The following is an 18,147-nucleotide window of genomic DNA, read 5'->3' on the forward strand; positions in this document are numbered from 1 at the left end:
GGGAGACCTCATCATCGGCAAAGACCAGAAGTCGGCGATCGGCACGCTCGTCGAACGCACGACCCGCCTGGTCCGGCTGCTGCATCTGCCCGGCCGAGACAGCGGCAGTCTGCACGAGGCGTTGAAGGCCCGGCTGGGCGACCTGCCCGCGACGCTGATGCGGTCGATCACCTGGGACCAGGGCACCGAGATGGCCCATCACGTCACGATCAGCCGCTCGCTCGGTGCCCAGGTCTACTTCTGCGACCCCCACTCGCCCTGVCAGCGCGGCTCGAACGAGAACACGAACGGCCTGCTGCGCGACTACTTCCCGAAAGGCACCGACCTCAGCGTCCACTCCCCGGAGCACCTGCTGGCGGTCGAGAACGAACTGAACAGGAGACCACGGCGCGTCCTCGACGACTGCACACCGGCCGAACTCTTCGCAGCGCTGGTAGCCTCCGAAACCACTCCACGTTGCGACGTTGACTAGAACCCAAGTCGGCAACGCCTGTTCAGTTTTGCGTCGGCATCGACACCCCCATCGTCATCCGTCGGGGCTTCGTCATGGCCCGTGACACGAAGCATGAAACGACGTTCCCAGACACGGCGCGGCAGACAGACAGAAGAACGTCCTGGTACGGCAATCGGTGGAATCCATTTCAGGGGAACACATTTCTGGAACTAAGCGGTACGCGGTGGAACACTCTGTCGGCGGCTCATAATCCGCCGGTAGTGGGTTCGAGCCCCACCCGCCCCACCACATTCCGTCACGAACCATCTGACCTGCATAAATAGGTTCCACGAGCAGCTTCGGCCGGTGGGGTGCGTACTGAACGGGCAGGTCGGCCGGCTCGATAGCGGTTCGCTCAGCACTTAGGTTCCCCGGGATCGCAACCGCGAGGGGTGATCGTAGGTGATCGGCGGCCCCCGTCGACCCTGTTGGGGTCTGCTATCACCGTCTGGGGCGCCCGAGCGGGTGACACTGTCGGTGTGGTCCGGCGCCGTAGTTGGACGGGTACGACGGGTCTGACAGCTGGGCTCCGGAAGTCGGTGTGGCGGTGCTTGTGGCGCGGGGCCAGCGAAACTCCCGCCTGTAGGCCACGGTTGAGGACGCTTTGCCGTGCGGTCCGGAGCGTCCGTGACTGCACGGAAGCTCAGGACTCGTCCTGATGCGCCCCGCGTTCCCGGACAGCCAGCAATGGCTGGTTATAGGCGGCCGGCCTTCTGTTCGTGGCACTCGGCGTAGACCTCGCTGGGGTGTTGTAGCCGAGACCGCGAGTGGCGTTTCCCCAGGCGCGCAGCTGCGCCTCACCGACGTCGATGGCCACCGCTGCACCGCCTTCGCCACCAACACCGCCCGCGGCCAGCTCRCCGACCTCGAGCTGCGCCACCGCCGCAGAGCACGCTGCGAGGACCGGATCCGCGCGGCCAAGGACACCGGCCTGCGCAACCTCCCGCTGCACGACTTCGACCAGAACCGGATCTGGTGCGCGCTCGTCGCGCTGGCCCTGGACCTCCTCGCCTGGACCCAGACCCTCGCCCTGCCCGGCCACCCGCCCGACGCTGGGAACCRAAACGCCTGCGCCACCGGCTGTTCTCCCTCGCCTGACGCCTCGCCCGCCACGCCCGGCGCACCGTRCTCCACCTGCCCGCCCACCACCCCTGGACCGCCCTGGCCGTACAGGCCCTGACCACCCTGCGCGCCCTGCCCGACCCCGGGTAGACCAAGGACACCTACGTCAGGCCGGTCATCGGCGCGACCTCGCTCGAGGAACTCACCCCCGTCCGCCTGAACCTGCTCTACGCACACCTTCTCAACCAGGGGCGGGTACGACGGGCGCGCCGCCCAAGGGCCGGGGCTCTCACGGTCGTCGGTCGCATCCGTTCATCGGATGCTCCACCGTGCGCTGCGGGACGCGGTCCGCTGGGACTACCTGGCGCGCAACGTCGCCGAGGACGCCGAGCCGCCGAAGCCCGGGCGTCGACCGCCCACGGTCTGGACGCCGGCCCAGTTGCGAACGTTCATCGATCACGTCAAGGACGACCGGCTCTATGCGACGTACCTCCTGCTGGTCACGACCGGCCTGCGCCGTGGAGCCGTCGCGGGTCTGCGGCGGGCGGACGTCGACCTGGACCAGGGCGCCGTCTCGCCGAGCATCCCGAGGGTCGTGGTGGACGGGAAGGCCGACGACGGGGAGCAGAAGACAGACAGCGCCTACCGGCCGCTGGTCCCGGACACGATCTCACTGACTGGTTCCAGCAGCACGCCCGCGCCGCAGGCCTGACCGCAATCCGGCTACACGACGTCCGGCACTCCTACGCCACCGCCGCGCTCAAGGCGGGGGTGCATCCCAAGGTCGTCTCCGAGCGGCTCGGCCACGCCGACGTCGCGTTCACCCTCCGGATCTACAGCCACATTGTGCCCGGCCTCGACAGGGAGGCTGCGAACCAGGTCGCGAGCGTGATCCTCGGCACCGATCAGCCGGTCCGCCAGGGGATCCCGGACGGCCCCGGCCACAACGAGGCCGGATCGCCACTCACCGGAAGGGAGGGAAGGGGTAAGCCCTGCTAGCTAGGGGTGGACCTAGGTGGACTTGAACCACCGGCCTCTTCCTTATCAGGGAAGCGCTCTAACCGACTGAGCTATAGGTCCTTGCTGGTGATGAGAGTACAGGATGGCGGCGGTTGTGGGACGGCCGCCGCCACCCTGGTTCCGGCTGATCCGCTACTGGTCGCTCAAGGTGACCTCGAGGCCGCCGATCATGTCGGCGCAGAGGTTGTAGAGGAGCGCTCCGAGGGTGGCCAGGGCCGTCATCAGCACCACGTTGATCGCGCCGACGAGGAGGCTGATCTGCATCGCGCGGCCGAAGGACAGCCAGCCGGACACGTCGGTGTTGGTGCCGTCGGTCAGCGTGTCGGCGGCGTCGGTGACGCTGTCGAAGACGCCGATGGAGTTGAGGACGAACCAGAGCACCGCCACGGCGACGATCAGAATGAGGAAGACACACAGGGAGAACGCGAACGACAGCCTGGTGACGGACAGCGGTTCGACGCGGGAGAGCCGCAGCCGGGCGCGTCGGCTGCCGGCGGGGCTGCGGCGCTGGCCCTGGTCGGGCTGGTCGCCACGGATGGGTTCGAAGCTGTCGTGGCTGCCGCGCTGGGCGCCACGCGGCCCGCTCTGGGGTCCGGGCGGGCCGAGGGGGCCGGGCGGGCCGAGGGGGCCGGGCGGGCCGAGGGGGCCGGGACGAGCGGAGCCGGGGGCACCGGTGGGCCCCAGCGGCTCGGTGGAGAGCCCGTTCGGGCCGAGGCCACCCGACAACGGCGGTGCGCCGGGTGACGCGCCTGGGCGGTCGTAGGGGGCGGCGCGGTCGGCCGGGACGGCCCGGGTGGCGGCTGAACCGGCGCCGACCCGGGCCGGTTCGGGGGTGGGCCGGCGTTCGACGGGCATGCGTTCGGTGACGGCCGCCCGGTCGGTGGGGTTCCTCACGTCCGCGGCGCCCGGCTCCGTGGGGGCAGCTGTCCCGCGTTTCGACAGGTTCGGGCGCACCAGGGAGATCGTGTCGGTGTCCCGGGGCCGGTCCACAGGCGCGCCGGGGCGGGCCGCCGGGGTCGTGACGGTGGTCTGCGCATCGTGCTTTCTTGTCGTGTCGGTTCCGCCCGCCCGGGTGCCACCCTGGCCGGTGGTGGTCGCGGTGGCTGGCTCGGCGCTGGTCCGGCGCCTGGCGTCGGCCGGTTTCCGGGCAGCGCCGCCGGCGGGTGCGGGGTCGGTGTCACGGGCGGATGTTCTGGTCGGGGCAGGTCGTGCCCCGCTGCCGCGATCGGTGTCGCTGCCGCGGGGGGCGGGGGCCGGGCGGTCGGTTCCGCCTCCCCTGCCCGCGGGCGCGGGGCCCGAAACGGGCGGGCTGCCACCAGGCGTCTTCGCCGCCACCGAGGTGCCGGAGCCCGGTGCCGTGCCGGAGCCCGGTGCCGTGCCGGAGCCCGAGGATGACTTGCCCCGTTGGAAGAAGGGGCTGGCGCTGTCCGCGGCCGCGCCTCCGCTCCCCTTGCCGCCGCCCGCACCACGCGAGCCCGATCTCGTCGGCGCCGAGGCCGGCAGCGGCGGCGCCGCGGCGGGGTTGGACGCAGATGACGGTGATGCGCCCGAGGAGGACGGCGTGGCCGGCTTCGGCGCCGAGGAGGCGGTGGATGGCCGCGCCGGGTTCCGCGCGGCCGATCCCGACGCGGGTGGCTCGGCCGGGTCGGCCTTCCCCGCTCCGGCCTTCCCCGGCGTGCCGTCGGCGCCCGTCGCGCGGGGCTCGCCGGGGCCCGCGGACCCGGTGCCGTCCGGCCGTCGCGTCCGGTCGGGGTCGTCCGGCCGGCCGCCGCTCACGGGTGACTCCGGGCGGCCCGGGGATGCGCGGTGGACGGCCGACCGGACGGGCCGGTCATTCTGACTGTCGCTCACGGATACTCCCCGTCCACTCCTGGTCGCACGTGGGCATTCTCGCCCAGTGGTCCTGGCGTTCCACCGGCGAGGCGCGACATGGCCATCTGGGTCTGCCGGATGGCCGAGCTCAGGAGGCCGCCCCGTCCGGCCCCGTGGTCTCGTCGCTTCCGTCACCGTCGTTGGCATCAGCATTGCGCGCCACACCCACCACCTGCACACCGGCCTCCAGGTCGATGAGCCGTACGCCCATCGTCTGCCGTTGTGCCCGGCGGACATCCTTGGCTACGGTACGCAACACACCGCCATTGGATGTGATGGCGTAGAGCTGGTCGTCGGGTGCCGCGACGAGCGCTCCGACCAGTCCGCCCCGGGTGGAGACGATCTTGGCGGTGAGGACTCCCTTGCCCCCCCTGCCCTGGACGGGGTACTCCGCGAGCGGGGTCCGCTTCGCGTAGCCGCCGCTGGTCGCGACCAGCAGGTCCGCAGTGCTTTCCGGCACGACGACGTCCATGGAGAGCAGCTCGTCCGCCTCGTCGAACCGCATGCCGATCACACCGGACGTCGCCCGGCCCATCGGCCGGAGCTGCTCGTCGTCGGCGTGGAAGCGGATGGACTGGGCGTTGCGGCTGACCAGCAGCAGATCGTCCCCGGGAGCGACGAGGCGGGCCGAGATCAGCTCGTCGTCGTCGCGCAGGTTGATGGCGACCAGGCCGCCGGCCCGGTTGGAGTYGAAGTCGGTCAGCGCGGTCTTCTTGCACAGTCCGCGCTTGGTGGCGAGCACCAGGTACGGCGCGGCCTGGTAGTCCTGGATCGCCATCACCTCGGCGATCCGCTCGTCCTGGCTGAACGCGAGGATGTTGGCGACGTGCTGCCCCTTGGCACTGCGTGCCTGCTCGGGCAGTTCATGCGCCTTCGCCCGGTAGACCCGGCCCTTGTTGGTGAAGAACAGCAGCCAGTGGTGGGTCGTGGTGACGAAGAAGTGCTCGACGATGTCGTCCTCGCGCAGCGTCGCGCCCATCACGCCCTTGCCGCCGCGCTTCTGCGAGCGGTACAGGTCGGTCTTGGTGCGCTTGGCGTAGCCGCCGCGGGTGACGGTGACGACGACGTCCTCGCGGGCGATGAGGTCCTCGACGGACATGTCGCCCTCGAAGGGCACGAGACGGGTACGTCGCTCGTCGCCGTACTTCTCGACGACCTCGGCCAGCTCCTGACCGATGATCTCGCGCTGCCGGGGCGGCGATGCCAGGATCGCCTCCAGGTCGGAGACGCGCGCCCGCAGCTCGGCGGCCTCGTCGGTGATCCGCTGGCGTTCCAGGGCGGCCAGCCGGCGCAGCTGCATGTCCAGGATCGCGACGGCCTGGATCTCCGAGAGGGAGAAGCGTTCCATGAGCTGGCCGCGGGCGGCGTCCGCCGACTCGGCGTTGCGGATGAGGGTGATGACCTCGTCCAGGTGGTCCAACGCGATGAGCAGGCCGTCCAGGACGTGCAGCCGCTCGCGCGCCTTGCGCAGCTGGTAGCGCGTGCGCCGGACGATGACCTCGACCTGGTGCTCGACGTAGTACGAGATGATCTGGTCGAGCCGCAGCGTGCGGGGCACCCCGTCGACGATCGCCAGCATGTTGACGCCGAACGTGTCCTGCAGCTGGGTGTGCTTGTACAGGTTGTTCAGCACGACCTTGGCGACGGCGTCGCGCTTGAGGTCGATGACGAGCCGCTGCCCGATCCGTGCGGACGTCTCGTCGCGGACGTCCGAGATTCCGGTGATCTTGTTGTCACGGACCAGCTCGGCGATCTTCTCCGCGAGGTTGTCCGGGTTGACCTGGTAGGGCAGCTCGGTGACGACGAGCTGGGTACGGCCCTTGTTCTCCTCGACGTTGACCACCGCGCGCATCCGGATGCTGCCCCGGCCGGTGCGGTAGGCGTCCTCGATGCCGTTCCGGCCGACGATCAGACCGTAGGTCGGGAAGTCCGGGCCCTTGACGATGCCGAGGAGGGCCTCGAGCAGCTCCTCGGGCGTCGCCTCGGGGTGGTCAAGCGCCCACTGGACGCCCTTCGCGACCTCGACCAGGTTGTGYGGCGGAATGTTCGTCGCCATRCCCACGGCGATGCCGCCGGCACCGTTGACGAGCAGGTTCGGGAAGCGGCTGGGCAGGACCAGCGGCTCGGACGAGCGGCCGTCGTAGTTCGGCGCGAAGTCGACCGTCTCCTGGTCGATGTCGCGCAGCATCTCCATGGCCAGCGGCGCCATCCGGGCCTCGGTGTACCGCATGGCGGCGGGCGGGTCGTTGCCCGGCGAGCCGAAGTTGCCGTTACCGTCGACCAGTGGGTAACGCAGCGACCACGGCTGGGCGAGGCGGACGAGGGTGTCGTAGATCGCCGAGTCGCCGTGCGGGTGGTAGTTACCCATGACGTCACCGACGACGCGGGAGCACTTGAAGTACCCCCGGTCCGGTCGGTAGCCGCCGTCGTACATGGCGTACAGGACCCTGCGGTGGACGGGCTTGAGCCCGTCACGCACCTCCGGCAGAGCACGGCCGACGATGACGGACATGGCGTAGTCGAGGTACGACCGCTGCATCTCGACTTCGATGCCGATGGGTTCGATGCGGTCGCCGGGGGGCGGGGGTAGGACGTCGACCACGGGGTCCTTCCAGGCAGTGGGAGCGATGAGTCGGCGGGGGCGGGCCGGGCGCCGGGTCGCGGGGGTGGCCCGGTCCGGGCCCTGCCATCCGCGGGCCGCTCACTCGCGGGTCCGCCGGGATCGGGAACGCCAGATCGCCCCGCCGGGCCGGGTCGGTCGGCCCGGTCAGCCCGGACCCGACCCCGACGGGGGCTGGCTCAGATGTCCAGGAAGCGCACGTCCTTCGCGTTGCGCTGGATGAAGCTGCGGCGTGCGTCGACGTCCTCGCCCATCAGGACGGAGAACAGCTCGTCGGCGACGGCGGCGTCGTCCAGCGTCACCTGGAGCAGAATTCGCTTGTCCGGGTCCATGGTGGTGTCCCAGAGCTCGGTGGCGTTCATCTCGCCGAGGCCCTTGAACCGCTGGATGGCGTCCTTGGGCAGCTTGCGCCCGGCCTCCACGCCCCGCTCGAGCAGACCGTCACGCTCCCGGTCGGAGTAGGCGTACTCCCAGTCCTCCCGCCCCCATTTGATCTTGTAGAGCGGGGGCTGGGCCAGGAAGACGTGCCCGGCCTCGACCAGTGGGCGCATGAACCGGAAGATCAGGGTGAGCAGCAGGGTGCGGATGTGCTGGCCGTCGACGTCGGCGTCAGCCATCAGAACGATCTTGTGGTAGCGCAGCTTGGCGATGTCGAAGTCGTCGTGGATGCCGCAGCCCAGGGCCTGGATGAGCGCCTGGACCTCGGTGTTCTTCAGGACCCGGTCGATCCGGGCCTTCTCCACGTTCAGGATCTTCCCGCGCAGCGGCAGGATGGCCTGGTACTTGGAGTCCCGGCCGCCCTTCGCGGAGCCGCCGGCCGAGTCGCCCTCGACGATGTAGAGCTCGCAGCGCTCCGGGTCGGTGTACTGGCAGTCGGACAGCTTGCCGGGCAGGCCGGTGCCGCCGAGCAGGCCCTTGCGCCGGGTGAGGTCGCGGGCCTGGCGGGCGGCGATCCGGGCCCGCTGCGCGTCGAGTGCCTTGCTGACGATCGCGCGGGCCTCGGTCCGGTTGACCTCGAACCAGTCCTTCAGCGCGGCGTAGCACATCTCCTGGACGAACTTCTTGGCCTCGGTGTTGCCGAGCTTCGTCTTCGTCTGGCCCTCGAACTGGGGCTGCGCGAGCTTCACCGAGATGATGGCGGTGAGGCCCTCGCGGATATCGTCGCCGGACAGCCGCTCGTCGGAGTTCTTCGAACCTGCCTTCACCGGCTTGAGCAGGTTCTGGTCCTTCGCGTAGGCGTTCACCGCGCTGGTGAGGGCGGCCCGGAAACCCTCTTCGTGGGTTCCGCCCTCATGGGTGTTGATCGTGTTCGCGAAGGTGTAGACCGACTCGTTGTAGCCGCCGTTCCACTGCATCGCCAGCTCCGCCTCGATGCCCGTGCCCTGGGCTTCGAGGGAGATCACGCTGCGGTGGATGGCCTCCTTGGTCGCGTTCAGGTGACCGACGAAGTCGACCAGCCCGTTGTCGTACTTGAAGGTGACCTCGGTCGGCTCGGCGGCCTCGAGCGGCTCCGCCGCCGCTGCCCCGGAACCGTCGACGGCTGGCGTGACCTCGGCAGCCACTCCCTCGGCGTCGGTCTCCACGCCGCTCGGAGAGCCGTCCGCACCGTCCGCCGCCGCGGCGGCCGCCACCGCCTTCGCGGCCCTGGCCGGGTCCTTCGCCGCAGGGCCTCGCTCATCACGCAGCGTGATGGAGAGGCCCTTGTTCAGGAAGGCCATTTCCTGCAGACGGCGGAAGAGCGTCTCGTACTTGTACGTGGTGGTCTCGAAAATCGTCGGGTCGGCCCAGAACGTGATCGTCGTGCCGGTCTTCTTCGAGGTTCCTGTTTTCGCCAGCGGTGCCGCGGGACGGGAGCCCGCATAGGGCTGGAACCAGGAGTGACCCTCCCGCTCGATCGCGACGTCGAGCCGGGTCGACAGCGCGTTCACGACGCTGACACCGACGCCGTGCAGACCGCCGGAAACCGCGTAGGACTTGCCGTCGAACTTTCCACCGGCATGCAGGGTGGTGAGCACGAGCTCCACCGTGGGAATCTTCTTGACAGGATGCTCGCCGACCGGGATACCACGGCCGTTGTCCGTGACGCGAACGCCGCCGTCGGCCAGCAGGGTCACGGTGATCGTGTCGCAGTAGCCAGCGAGCGCCTCGTCCACCGCGTTGTCCACAACCTCGTAGACAAGGTGGTGCAGGCCCCGCTCCCCGGTGGAGCCGATGTACATACCCGGGCGCTTGCGTACCGCGTCGAGACCCTCGAGAACCTTGATCGAACTAGCGTCGTAGGCCACGCGGCAGGTCCCCTCGTTCTGGACGGAAGTACTCCTCAGTCTACCCGGCAACCCGCCGCAACGGACGCAAGGTGCCCTCTCAGCTGTGCGCTGGGCCCCGAATTCCGGGCGGGTGTGGCCCCCTACCGGCTCCACATCGGCCGTGGCCTTGCGTCCGTCTGCGACGGGCGACCGGTCCGCGGCGCCACCGGGACGATCCGGACACTGCTCCCGATCAGGTCCGCAGCGCCCGTCCGGGGCGATACCGGGCCCGCCCTCGGCAGGCGGCCCGGGAGCCGGAATGTCATCCGTACGTATCCCGCGGCCCGCGCCCACCCTGCGCCGACATGCCCCCGCGACTCCAGGAAGGAGCGGCCGGGCCACGCACCGTGATATGGCGGACGACGTGCGGACCCAGCTCACGACGCAGGATCCCGAGGATCTGCCGCGACAGCATGCGCAGCTGGGTTGCCCACGCCGTCGATTCGGCGACCAGCTCCAGCTCGCCGTCACGCAGCGAGACCGGCGTGCAGTGCGCGGCGATGTCCGGCCCGACGAGGACATCCCACCGCGCCAGCACCGAGGCATCCGTCGTCTGGGTCTGCCAGCCGCGCTCCGCCACCAGCCGCGCGACCGCGGAGCCGAACGCCATCGGCGTCCGCCACTCCCGGCCCGGTGGTGCGATCCCCGGCAGCCGTGGCCGTGGCGGCGGATCACCGGGGCGCTCCTGGCCCCGGCGGCCACGCCGCGAGCCGTAGCCGTGACCTCCGGCGGCATCCCCGGTGCCGTCGCCGTCAACGGAATCGGCACCGGCACCGGCAGGGGCGCCGGAGCCACCGGAGCTGCGGCCCTGTCGCGGGCCGAACCTGTTCTGATCGCGGGCCCGTGCGTCCCGCTTCGCGCGCGCCAGCATCTCGCGAGCGAGGTCGGCACCGCGCGCGGCGGACGCGGCGGCGTCGTCAGCCGACACGTCGCACCTCGCCAGCAGCCACCTCGAACCGGGTGCCGGCCAGCTCGGCGGGCACGTCCGCGCCGACGGCCGCTGTGACGAGCACCTGCTCGGCCTGCGCGACGAGGGTCCCGAGCCGCGCCCGGCGCCGCGCGTCGAGCTCGGCGAACACATCGTCCAGCAGCAGCACCGGTTCCCGGTCATCCGCGCGAAGCAGCTCGAACGACGCCAGCCGCAGCGCGAGCGCCAACGACCACGACTCGCCGTGGCTCGCATATCCCCGGGCGGGACGTCCCTTCACCGAGAGCAGCAGATCGTCGCGGTGCGGCCCGACCAGCGTGACCCCGCGTTCGATCTCCTGAGAGCGGACCTCGGCGAGGCCGGCCAGGATGGCCTCGGCGAGGCCGGCCCGCGTACTGGCGTCCGCGGCCCGCCGGGCCGCTCCACCGACTCCACCCGTTCTGTGTCCGTCTGTTCCGCCCGCCGCACCCACGCCGGGCACGGCACCCGGCCTCGCGTCGTTCGGGGCATCCGCGCCAGCGCCCACCGCCGGGGCGACCGGAGTGTCCCGCGGCGGGGCGGCGTCCAGCCCCGGCTCCCCGGACGAGGCTGATGACGTCGCGGAGGATCCGTCGGCTGTGTCGTTGCCGGCTGGGCGATCGCCCGCTGTGTCGTGGTGCCCGGTCCCGCTCCCGGCGGCGTCGCCGCTCGTCAGGCCAGTGGCCGCTGCCTCGTCGGGTGCGTCGGGCGCGGGCCGGGGGGTGTCGGGGACGCTCGAACGGTAGGCGAGATCCGTGGGCGAGTCCTCCCCGGCGACCGCGGCGTAGGCGCTGCGCACCCTCGGTCGGAGCTCCTCGACGAGTGCCAGGCGGGCCGCGAGCAGCTCCGCCCCGTGATCGGCGAGGTGTCTGTCCCAGACTTCCAGTGTGCGCAGGTCGCCCCGGCTACCGGCACGCCGGGCGGCGCCGGCGGTCCGCAGCAGCGCCGACCGCTGTTTCAGCACCCGGTCGTAGTCCGCCTGGACAGCGGCCATCCGCGGCGAGCGGGCCACGAGCAGCTCATCGAGGAACCGCCGCCGCTCGGCCGGATCTCCCTTGACGAGAGCCAGGTCCTCCGGTGCGAACAGGACCGTGGCGAGCAGCCCGGCGACGTCACGTGCCCGCTGCAACGGGGCCCGGTTCAGCCGGACCCGGTTCGCCTTCCCGGGCATGATCTGGATCTCGACGAGCGCCGCCCGGTCGCCGCGGACGATCCGGGAGCGGACCACGGCCTCCGAACATCCCTCCCGCACGAGGGGGGCGTCGTTCGCGACCCGGTGACTACCCAGAGTGGCAACGAATCCGATCGCTTCGATCAGGTTCGTCTTTCCCTGCCCGTTCGCTCCCACGAACGCGGTGACCCCGGGCTCCAGCAGCAGATCCAGCCGCGGGTAGGAGYGGAAGTCGGTCAGGGACAGGTGCGTGAGATGCACGTCACCCGTTGAGACGAATCGGCATCAGCAGGTAGCGGTAGTCGGGGATCTCCGTCTTGTCGTCGCCGCCCTTGCCGGTGAGGATCGCGGGCTTGTTCGCAGCCAGGGCCGCGTCCTCGTCGCTGGCGAACCCGATCCGCACGATGTCGGACTCCAGAGCGCCGAGGGCGTCAAGCAGGTAGGCGGGGTTGAACGCGACGGTGAGTTCGGGGCCGTCGTAGGTGACCGGCAGGGTCTCGGACGCCTGCGCCTCACCACCGGTGCCCGCCTCCAGCACGAGATGGTCGGGGGTGAAGGTCAGCTGCACCGGGGCGGTGCGGGGGGCGACGAGTGCCACCCGCTTGACGGCCTCGGTCAGGGGGGAGATCTCCAGCTGAGCGATCAGCGGCGAGCTGTCGGGCAGCAGCTTGCGGTAGGGCGGGAAGGTGCCCTCCAGCAACCGGGTCGTGGTCTGCCGGGTGTTCCCGGCGAAGCCGGCGAGGGTCTCGCCCGACGGGCCTGTTCCCAGCGCGATGGCGACCTCCACGCCAGCCCCCGACAGCGACTTGGCGGTGTCGAGCAGAGTGCGGGCCGGAACGAGAGCGACGCCGGACGCATCCGGTGACGCCGGGCGCCACTTGAGGGTGCGCACTGCGAGCCGGTACCGATCGGTGGCGGCGAGGGTGAGTGTGTCGCCCTCGATCTCCACCCGGACGCCGGTGAGGACCGGAAGGGTGTCGTCCCGGCCCGCCGCCACTGCGACCTGTGCGACGGCGCTACCGAACGCGGCGCCCTCGATGTGGCCGGTGATCTCCGGCATCGGCGGCAGGGTCGGGTAGTCGTCGACGGGCAGCATCGGCAGCGCGAACCTGGCGTTGCCACAGGCGACGACGAGGCGGGTGCCGTCGACGCTGACATCGATCGGGGCCGCGGGCAGCGAGCGGGTGATGTCCGCCAGCATCTTGCCGTTGACCAGGCCGCGGCCCTCCTCGGTGACCGTCGCGTCGACCTCGCCCTGGGCGGCGACCTCGTAGTCGAACGCGGCGACCTTGAGCGCCGGGCCGGTGGCGTCGAGCAGCAGGCCGGCCAGCACCTGCAGCTGGGTGGTCGCCCGGCTCGGCAGGGTGCGCGCCGTCCAGGCCACCGCATCGGTGAATTCGTCCCGTTCCACCCGGAACTTCATGGACATGTCCTCCCGTCGTTCCACGTCCGCCGTTGCCTGCGGCGAGCCGCGGAACCTGACATCACCGGTAGAGCCGCGCAGGAACCAGCTCGCCACCGCCRATGCCACGCCCCGGCCAACCGGGACGGACGAACGGCCACGATGYCGGGCCTGACCCGATCCAGCATCTCAGAGCCGGCCGGGCGTGCGGCGAGTGGTCTGTGTTCCGAGGGTGGCACACCGACCCGGGTGACCGGACGGCGGTGCCGTGGTGTCCGGCTCCGCTGCCGATGACCCGTGCACACCACGCGGCCTGGGACCCGCCCGCTGACGCGCGCGCTCCTGCACGTTCATGACGCGTTTGCGCGAACGCGTTTGCCGGGAGGCGCCGGCGGGGACGACGCGTCTCGGCGGGCGATCGGTGCGGTGTGGGCGAACGGCCCGTCCGGAGCGGGTGGACCACTCCAAGATCGTTTTCGAGCACTTGTCCCCAGCCCCTACTGCTTCKCGTTTTTTCTCTCCTGAAGAAGATCTCTCTCGTAGTAGTAGTAGGGGCTGTGGATACTGTGGAAAACAGGCGTTTTCCCAGCTCAGGGCACCTACGGGCCTGTGCGCATCCTGGGGGCGACGATGTGGATGATCAAGGTGCTTATCCCCAGGGCTTGATCGATTCCACAGCACCCCCCCAGCTACACACAGGCTGTGCACACGTTCATCCACCGGCTACCCACAGGCCACGAGACCACTGTTCCGCAGTTTCGGGGCACGCTCAGCCAGCCCGGGATGACCAGCATCGACCGACATTGACCAACATCAACTGTCTCGCGCCGAGAATGACGACTTATCCACAGCCTTCTCCACAACCTGTGGGCAAATACCACTAGTGGCCTCTCGGCTGGTATCGAGACGCGGTCGGAGATGGCACGAGTCCCCGTTCGGCAGGTACACCCGATCTGAGTTGAGCACCCCTGTTCGGACGCACACATCAGCTCTCGCCCGTTATAGGCATTCCATGCTTTCTGGCAGGGAAACTAGATGAATAGCGGGTAACGGGTGGAAGGCCCCGAGTCCGCCGTCCGCACCACTCCCCCGCCGCGCGGGCCGCATGCCACCGCCTTCAGGAGCTGAGGAGGACGGTGCGGGGACRCCGGGCGGCCGGCCGCGTGGGGCGAGGGCCACGGCGGCGGCGCAGGGCCGGGTGCGACGCCGCGACGCTGCACCGCCRCAGGGCGTCGGTGGGCGTCGGTGGGCGGAACGCCGTCCCATGACAGCGCACGGCGCTGTCAGAAGGGCGCGGCGCGACACGCACAACCGAGAGGGCATCGCGGGTTGCGGAGTGGCGATGGTGAGCCGCGTGGACGGCGGAAGGAGAAGGTCGTTCCGTGGGCCGGTCGGCGCTGGGTGCCGGGCGCTGCGCATCCGGCTGTATCTCTCCTACTTCGTCCGGGAGAGACGGGTCATTGATGCGCGGCGCGTTATGCCCGATTCGGCCGCATTTATCGCAGCTGCCTTTCCGCTACGCCATCCCGGCCATACCGGTCGTCGCAGTCCGAACGAGCGCCGGTTCAGGCGTGGCGGGCCTGCGCGCGGATCCGGTTCGTCAGCTCGGTCACCTGGTTGTAGATCGCACGGCGCTCGGCCATCAGGCCACGGATCTTGCGGTCGGCGTGCATCACCGTCGTGTGGTCGCGGCCGCCGAAGTGCTGGCCGATCTTCGGCAGCGACAGGTCGGTCAGCTCGCGGCAGAGGTACATCGCGATCTGGCGGGCCGTGACGAGCACCCGGCTGCGGGACGTTCCACAGAGGTCGTCCATGGAGACCCCGAAGTACGCTGCGGTCGCGTTCATGATCGCCGCTGCGGTGATCTCGGGGTTGGCCGCATCGGGGATGAGATCGCGCAGAACGATCTCGGCCAGCGTGCGGTCGACGTGGGACTTGTTGAGGCTCGCGAACGCGGCGACCCGGATGAGGGCGCCCTCGAGCTCGCGGATGTTGCGCTCGATGTGGGTGGCGATGTACTCGAGGACGTCCGGCGGCACCGGGAGCCGCTCGGTGGCCGCCTTCTTGGACAGGATCGCTATCCGCGTCTCCAGGTCCGGCGGGGTGACGTCGGTGATCAGGCCCCATTCGAACCGGCTGCGCAGCCGGTCCTCCAGCGCCGACAGCTGCTTGGGCGAGCGGTCGGAGCTGATGACGATCTGCTTCTCGGTGTCGTGCAGGACGTTGAAGGTGTGGAAGAACTCCTCCTGTGTCCGCTCCTTGTTCTCCAGGAACTGGATGTCGTCCACGAGAAGCACGTCGATGTCGCGGTAGCGGCGCTGGAAGGCGAGCTGCCGGTCGTCGCGGATCGACGCGATGAAGTCGTTGGTGAACTCCTCCATGCTGACATACTTGATCTTGCTCTCGGGGTAGAGCCGGACCGTGTAGTGGCCGATCGCATGCAGCAGGTGGGTCTTGCCCAGACCGGAGTCGCCGTAGATGAACAGCGGGTTGTAGGCCTTGGCCGGAGCTTCCGCCACCGCCACCGCTGCGGCATGGGGGAACCGGTTGCTGTCCCCGATGACGAAGGTCTCGAACAGGTAGCGGGGGTTGAGCCGGGCCGGCTCGGACGGCCGGGGGGACGGATCGCGGCCGAGGCCTGGTGACACCCGCCCGGGCGCCGGGCCGTCGGCCCGGCCGTTGTCGTCCGCGGTGGTGTCGGCGCCCAGCACGTGCCGGGAGACGTCGGGCCCGGTGCCCGGCAGGGTGAGCGGTCCGGTCATCGGTTCGGGGTCCGGCGTGTGCTCGACGGTGACCGCGACCCGGATCTCCCTGCCATAGGCCGAGGAGAGAGCGGTGGAAAGGAACGGCCGCAGCCGGGAGTCGAGCAGGTCCTTGGTGAACTCGTTCGGTGCGGCGAGCAGCGCCGTGTCCTGGACCAGGCCGAGCGGCCGGGTCAGCCGCAGCCACGCACGCTGCTGTGCCGACAGCGCACCGTCCGCGACACCGGCCACAGCTTCCTCCCACACCGCCGACAGGTCCGGATCGGACGTCGGCGCGGCTCCCCGGGACGGCAGACCGGCGACGGAGTCGGCGCTGAGGTCGGTCACTGCGGGGCTCCTTGTGGCTCTTCGTGGCTCTTCGGCGGACCACGCGACCGCCGGAGCCGGAGTCGCTGGCTGGCACTGTGACGCTCCGGCTGGCACTGACGCTGTGGCTGCACTGACGTTCTGGCTGTGACTGTGGTCTTTGAGAGTCTGCGGTCGTCCTGTCCCGGTGCTCAGTCCTTCTGTCCCGRCTGCCGTCGGATGTTGCGGTGCTGACGAACGGGGCCGGACTGACGACTATGCCGGCCGACGAGCGATGTGTCGTGCCGACGGGATCCGGGACGGACCTGGGCGGGAGTCGGCGGTGGGGCGCTGCTGGCAGTTGCTGGTGGTTCCTGGTCGTTCGCGGGGTTCAGGATCTGTTCGCTGTCTCGTGGTCGGACCGTACGGGGCAGTTAACAGGGCGGYGGTGACAGGGTGTGGGGCGGTTGTGCTACTGGGGATTGTTCCGCCTCGCCACGGCCGGTGTGCGTGGGACCCCCCGCGGTGTCGGCACGGTCCACGGCCGGTCCCGGGCTGCCGGAACAGCTCTGCGGCCTGTCGCGTCCGGCGGCACACGGCTCCTCCGAGAAAGTTCTCCACAACGTCGTCCACAGCCTGTGCATGGACATGACACCGCATCGGGTATGGCACCGCGGTCGGCCCACATCGGGTGGCGGCCGGGCCAGGGGGCGCGTGGTTTCCGACAGGTGGCGGTGCTGCCCGCCCGCGACCCTGCGTCCGGGCGAAGGGAGCCGGTGGTGCACGGGTTCGTGTTCAGGTGATGCGCGGACGGAGGTTGCGGACGTTCACGGAGGCACGGACAGAGCACCAAACGTTAACAGCAGGGCACTGCAGGCGGGATCGGGGTCTCCCGACGGCCACGCATCGGCCACGCATCGGCCACGAGAGCGTGGCCTGCGGTCAGGACGGACCCGGCGTTGGTGGCATCGTGTGTAGGCTAGGGCGAACCACGGCGACGGTCGGCTCAGCACCTGTTCGAAACGGCTCAGTGCCTGTTCGAAACGCAGGGTCTGGCTTCCCGGACGTGGGCTTCGGCGAGCGGCCTCCCCTAGCYTTGGGGGTGCCCGGTGCTGTTGGCCCGGGTCCTCGCCCCGTAGCCGAGGTGTCAGCCATGACCGGCGTGCCGCCGGTGTCCCGCCCGCCTGTGTCTCCGGAGTCCTCACGTGAGTAAGCGCACCTTCCAGCCGAACAACCGCCGGCGGGCCCGCACCCACGGGTTCCGGCTCCGGATGCGGACCCGCGCGGGCCGCTCCATCCTGTCCGCTCGCCGCCGCAAGGGCCGCAACGAGCTTTCCGCCTGACRGCGGAACGAGCCCGCCGCCGTCCGGCCATGCTCCCCCGGGGCTCCCGAGTACGCACAAAGCAGGACCACGCCGAACTGGGGCGGTCCGGGCGGCGTGTTCGGGCGGGGTCAGTCGTTGTCCACAGTGTGTACACCGATGTGGACAGTCCGCCCCGGGCCGGCTTCACTGTCGGGCGGCGGGTTGGTAACGCTGTGGTCCGCAACCGCGTCCGTCGGCGTCTGCGGGAGCAGACCCGGCTGCGGCTGTCGTCCCTGCCGCGGGGAACCGCGGTGCTGATCCGGGCGCTGCCCGGCGCGGCGGGCGCGACGTCGGTCGAGCTGGGTAGCTCACTTGACTCGGCTTTCCGAACGGTGCGGTCCGCCGCTTCCGCGCGCTCCACGGGGCCACAGCGAACGGCCCGGTCCACATGAGCATGGCCGCGGCCCTCGGCACGGTGGCCGTGATGCTGGTGCTCGCCGACCTCGGTCTCGCCGCTCCCCTGACAGCCAGCCGGTTCCCCGCACTGGCCCGGACATCCAGCGGTGCGGTGCGCGGCCCGTTGGCCTGGTCGCTCGCGGCGCTGGTACGGCTCTACCGCGCGGGCTGGTCGGGGCGGAACGCGGGCTGTTGCCGCTTCGAGCCGTCGTGCAGCGCCTATGCCCTGGCGGCGATCACCCGTCACGGCGGCGTCGTCGGTGGCCTGCTGGCCGTCCGCCGGTTGCTGCGCTGCCAGCCGCTGTCGGTGGGCGGCTACGACCCGGTGCCCGGCGCGGCGGCCGGGGGCACCAATCGGGTGCATGTCCGGCCCGGGTATCGCACTGCGTCCCCCCGCCGGGGGACGCGTTCCGAGATCGAAGGTTCCCGTCGCGGAACGCGGGTGTGA

Annotated in this window: 14 protein-coding genes, 1 tRNA gene and 1 pseudogene; 8 read left to right on the forward strand and 8 right to left on the reverse strand. The window is 70.5% G+C overall.

From position 1 onward, the window contains the following. From CC117_RS13105 to CC117_RS38945, 4 genes and pseudogenes are all read left to right on the forward strand, one after another. Positions 1 to 472, forward strand: a 472-nt coding sequence (locus CC117_RS13105; protein ID WP_116287780.1) for an IS30 family transposase, incomplete at its 5' end; no start/stop codon positions are given. 799 nt (positions 473 to 1,271) lie between these two features. After that, a pseudogene (locus tag CC117_RS13110) lies at positions 1,272 to 1,705 on the forward strand (transposase); the annotation flags it as partial. Positions 1,706 to 1,874: 169 nt separating this feature from the next. Further along, on the forward strand, positions 1,875 to 2,267 hold the full coding sequence (locus tag CC117_RS38940; RefSeq protein WP_071084019.1) for a site-specific integrase: 393 nt from the start codon (positions 1,875 to 1,877) through the stop codon (positions 2,265 to 2,267). A gap of 5 nt (positions 2,268 to 2,272) precedes the next feature. Then, a complete protein-coding gene (locus CC117_RS38945) occupies positions 2,273 to 2,554 on the forward strand; it encodes a tyrosine-type recombinase/integrase (RefSeq protein WP_241830083.1) in 282 nt (93 codons plus the stop codon). 7 nt (positions 2,555 to 2,561) lie between these two features. On the opposite strand, the gene CC117_RS13125 is transcribed toward CC117_RS38945, so the two are convergent. Both CC117_RS13125 and CC117_RS13130 read right to left on the reverse strand, forming a co-directional pair. Beyond that, positions 2,562 to 2,635 (reverse strand) — tRNA-Ile (locus CC117_RS13125). Between the two features lie 72 nt (positions 2,636 to 2,707). Next, a complete protein-coding gene (locus CC117_RS13130) occupies positions 2,708 to 3,430 on the reverse strand; it encodes a DUF3566 domain-containing protein (RefSeq protein WP_241830066.1) in 723 nt (240 codons plus the stop codon). Between CC117_RS13130 and CC117_RS13135 the strand changes: the two genes are divergently transcribed. Further along, positions 3,429 to 4,415 (forward strand): hypothetical protein, encoded by a 987-nt coding sequence (locus CC117_RS13135; protein WP_198541833.1) that lies wholly within the window; start codon positions 3,429 to 3,431, stop codon positions 4,413 to 4,415. The two genes, CC117_RS13130 and CC117_RS13135, sit on opposite strands and share 2 nt — an antisense overlap. Before the next feature lie 120 nt (positions 4,416 to 4,535). Here the strand turns inward: CC117_RS13135 and gyrA are convergent, their stop codons facing one another. From gyrA to dnaA, 6 genes are all read right to left on the reverse strand, one after another. Beyond that, the gene (gene gyrA / locus CC117_RS13140; protein WP_071084022.1) at positions 4,536 to 7,049 is read right to left on the reverse strand and encodes a DNA gyrase subunit A; all 2,514 of its coding nucleotides are present in this window, start codon (positions 7,047 to 7,049) and stop codon (positions 4,536 to 4,538) included. Between the two features lie 197 nt (positions 7,050 to 7,246). Beyond that, positions 7,247 to 9,352: a DNA topoisomerase (ATP-hydrolyzing) subunit B gene (gyrB, locus tag CC117_RS13145; RefSeq protein ID WP_071084023.1), complete on the reverse strand. Its 2,106-nt coding sequence runs from the start codon at positions 9,350 to 9,352 to the stop codon at positions 7,247 to 7,249. Between the two features lie 283 nt (positions 9,353 to 9,635). Next, the gene (locus CC117_RS13150; protein WP_241830067.1) at positions 9,636 to 10,301 is read right to left on the reverse strand and encodes a DUF721 domain-containing protein; all 666 of its coding nucleotides are present in this window, start codon (positions 10,299 to 10,301) and stop codon (positions 9,636 to 9,638) included. Beyond that, entirely contained in the window at positions 10,291 to 11,751 is a 1,461-nt protein-coding gene (locus CC117_RS13155; protein ID WP_071084024.1) for a DNA replication/repair protein RecF, read from the reverse strand. Before CC117_RS13155 ends, CC117_RS13150 begins: the two co-directional genes overlap by 11 nt. Position 11,752: 1 nt before the next feature. Further along, a complete protein-coding gene (gene dnaN, locus CC117_RS13160; RefSeq protein ID WP_071084025.1) occupies positions 11,753 to 12,913 on the reverse strand; it encodes a DNA polymerase III subunit beta in 1,161 nt (386 codons plus the stop codon). A gap of 1,544 nt (positions 12,914 to 14,457) precedes the next feature. Beyond that, positions 14,458 to 15,981, reverse strand: a complete 1,524-nt coding sequence (gene dnaA, locus CC117_RS13165) for a chromosomal replication initiator protein DnaA (protein WP_071084026.1) — start codon at positions 15,979 to 15,981, stop codon at positions 14,458 to 14,460. A gap of 1,163 nt (positions 15,982 to 17,144) precedes the next feature. Between dnaA and rpmH the strand changes: the two genes are divergently transcribed. From rpmH to yidD, 3 genes are read left to right on the forward strand one after another with little or no spacing between them, the layout of a single operon-like run. Next, the gene (rpmH, locus tag CC117_RS13170) at positions 17,145 to 17,282 is read left to right on the forward strand and encodes a 50S ribosomal protein L34 (RefSeq protein WP_018636658.1); all 138 of its coding nucleotides are present in this window, start codon (positions 17,145 to 17,147) and stop codon (positions 17,280 to 17,282) included. Positions 17,283 to 17,311: 29 nt separating this feature from the next. Further along, complete coding sequence (gene rnpA, locus CC117_RS13175; RefSeq protein WP_071084027.1) at positions 17,312 to 17,695, forward strand: ribonuclease P protein component; 384 nt, start codon at positions 17,312 to 17,314, stop codon at positions 17,693 to 17,695. Further along, positions 17,692 to 18,147 (forward strand): membrane protein insertion efficiency factor YidD, encoded by a 456-nt coding sequence (gene yidD / locus CC117_RS13180; RefSeq protein ID WP_071084028.1) that lies wholly within the window; start codon positions 17,692 to 17,694, stop codon positions 18,145 to 18,147. Before rnpA ends, yidD begins: the two co-directional genes overlap by 4 nt.

The sequence above is a fragment of the Parafrankia colletiae genome (genome assembly GCF_001854655.1).
GTDB classification, from domain to species: domain Bacteria; phylum Actinomycetota; class Actinomycetes; order Frankiales; family Frankiaceae; genus Parafrankia; species Parafrankia colletiae.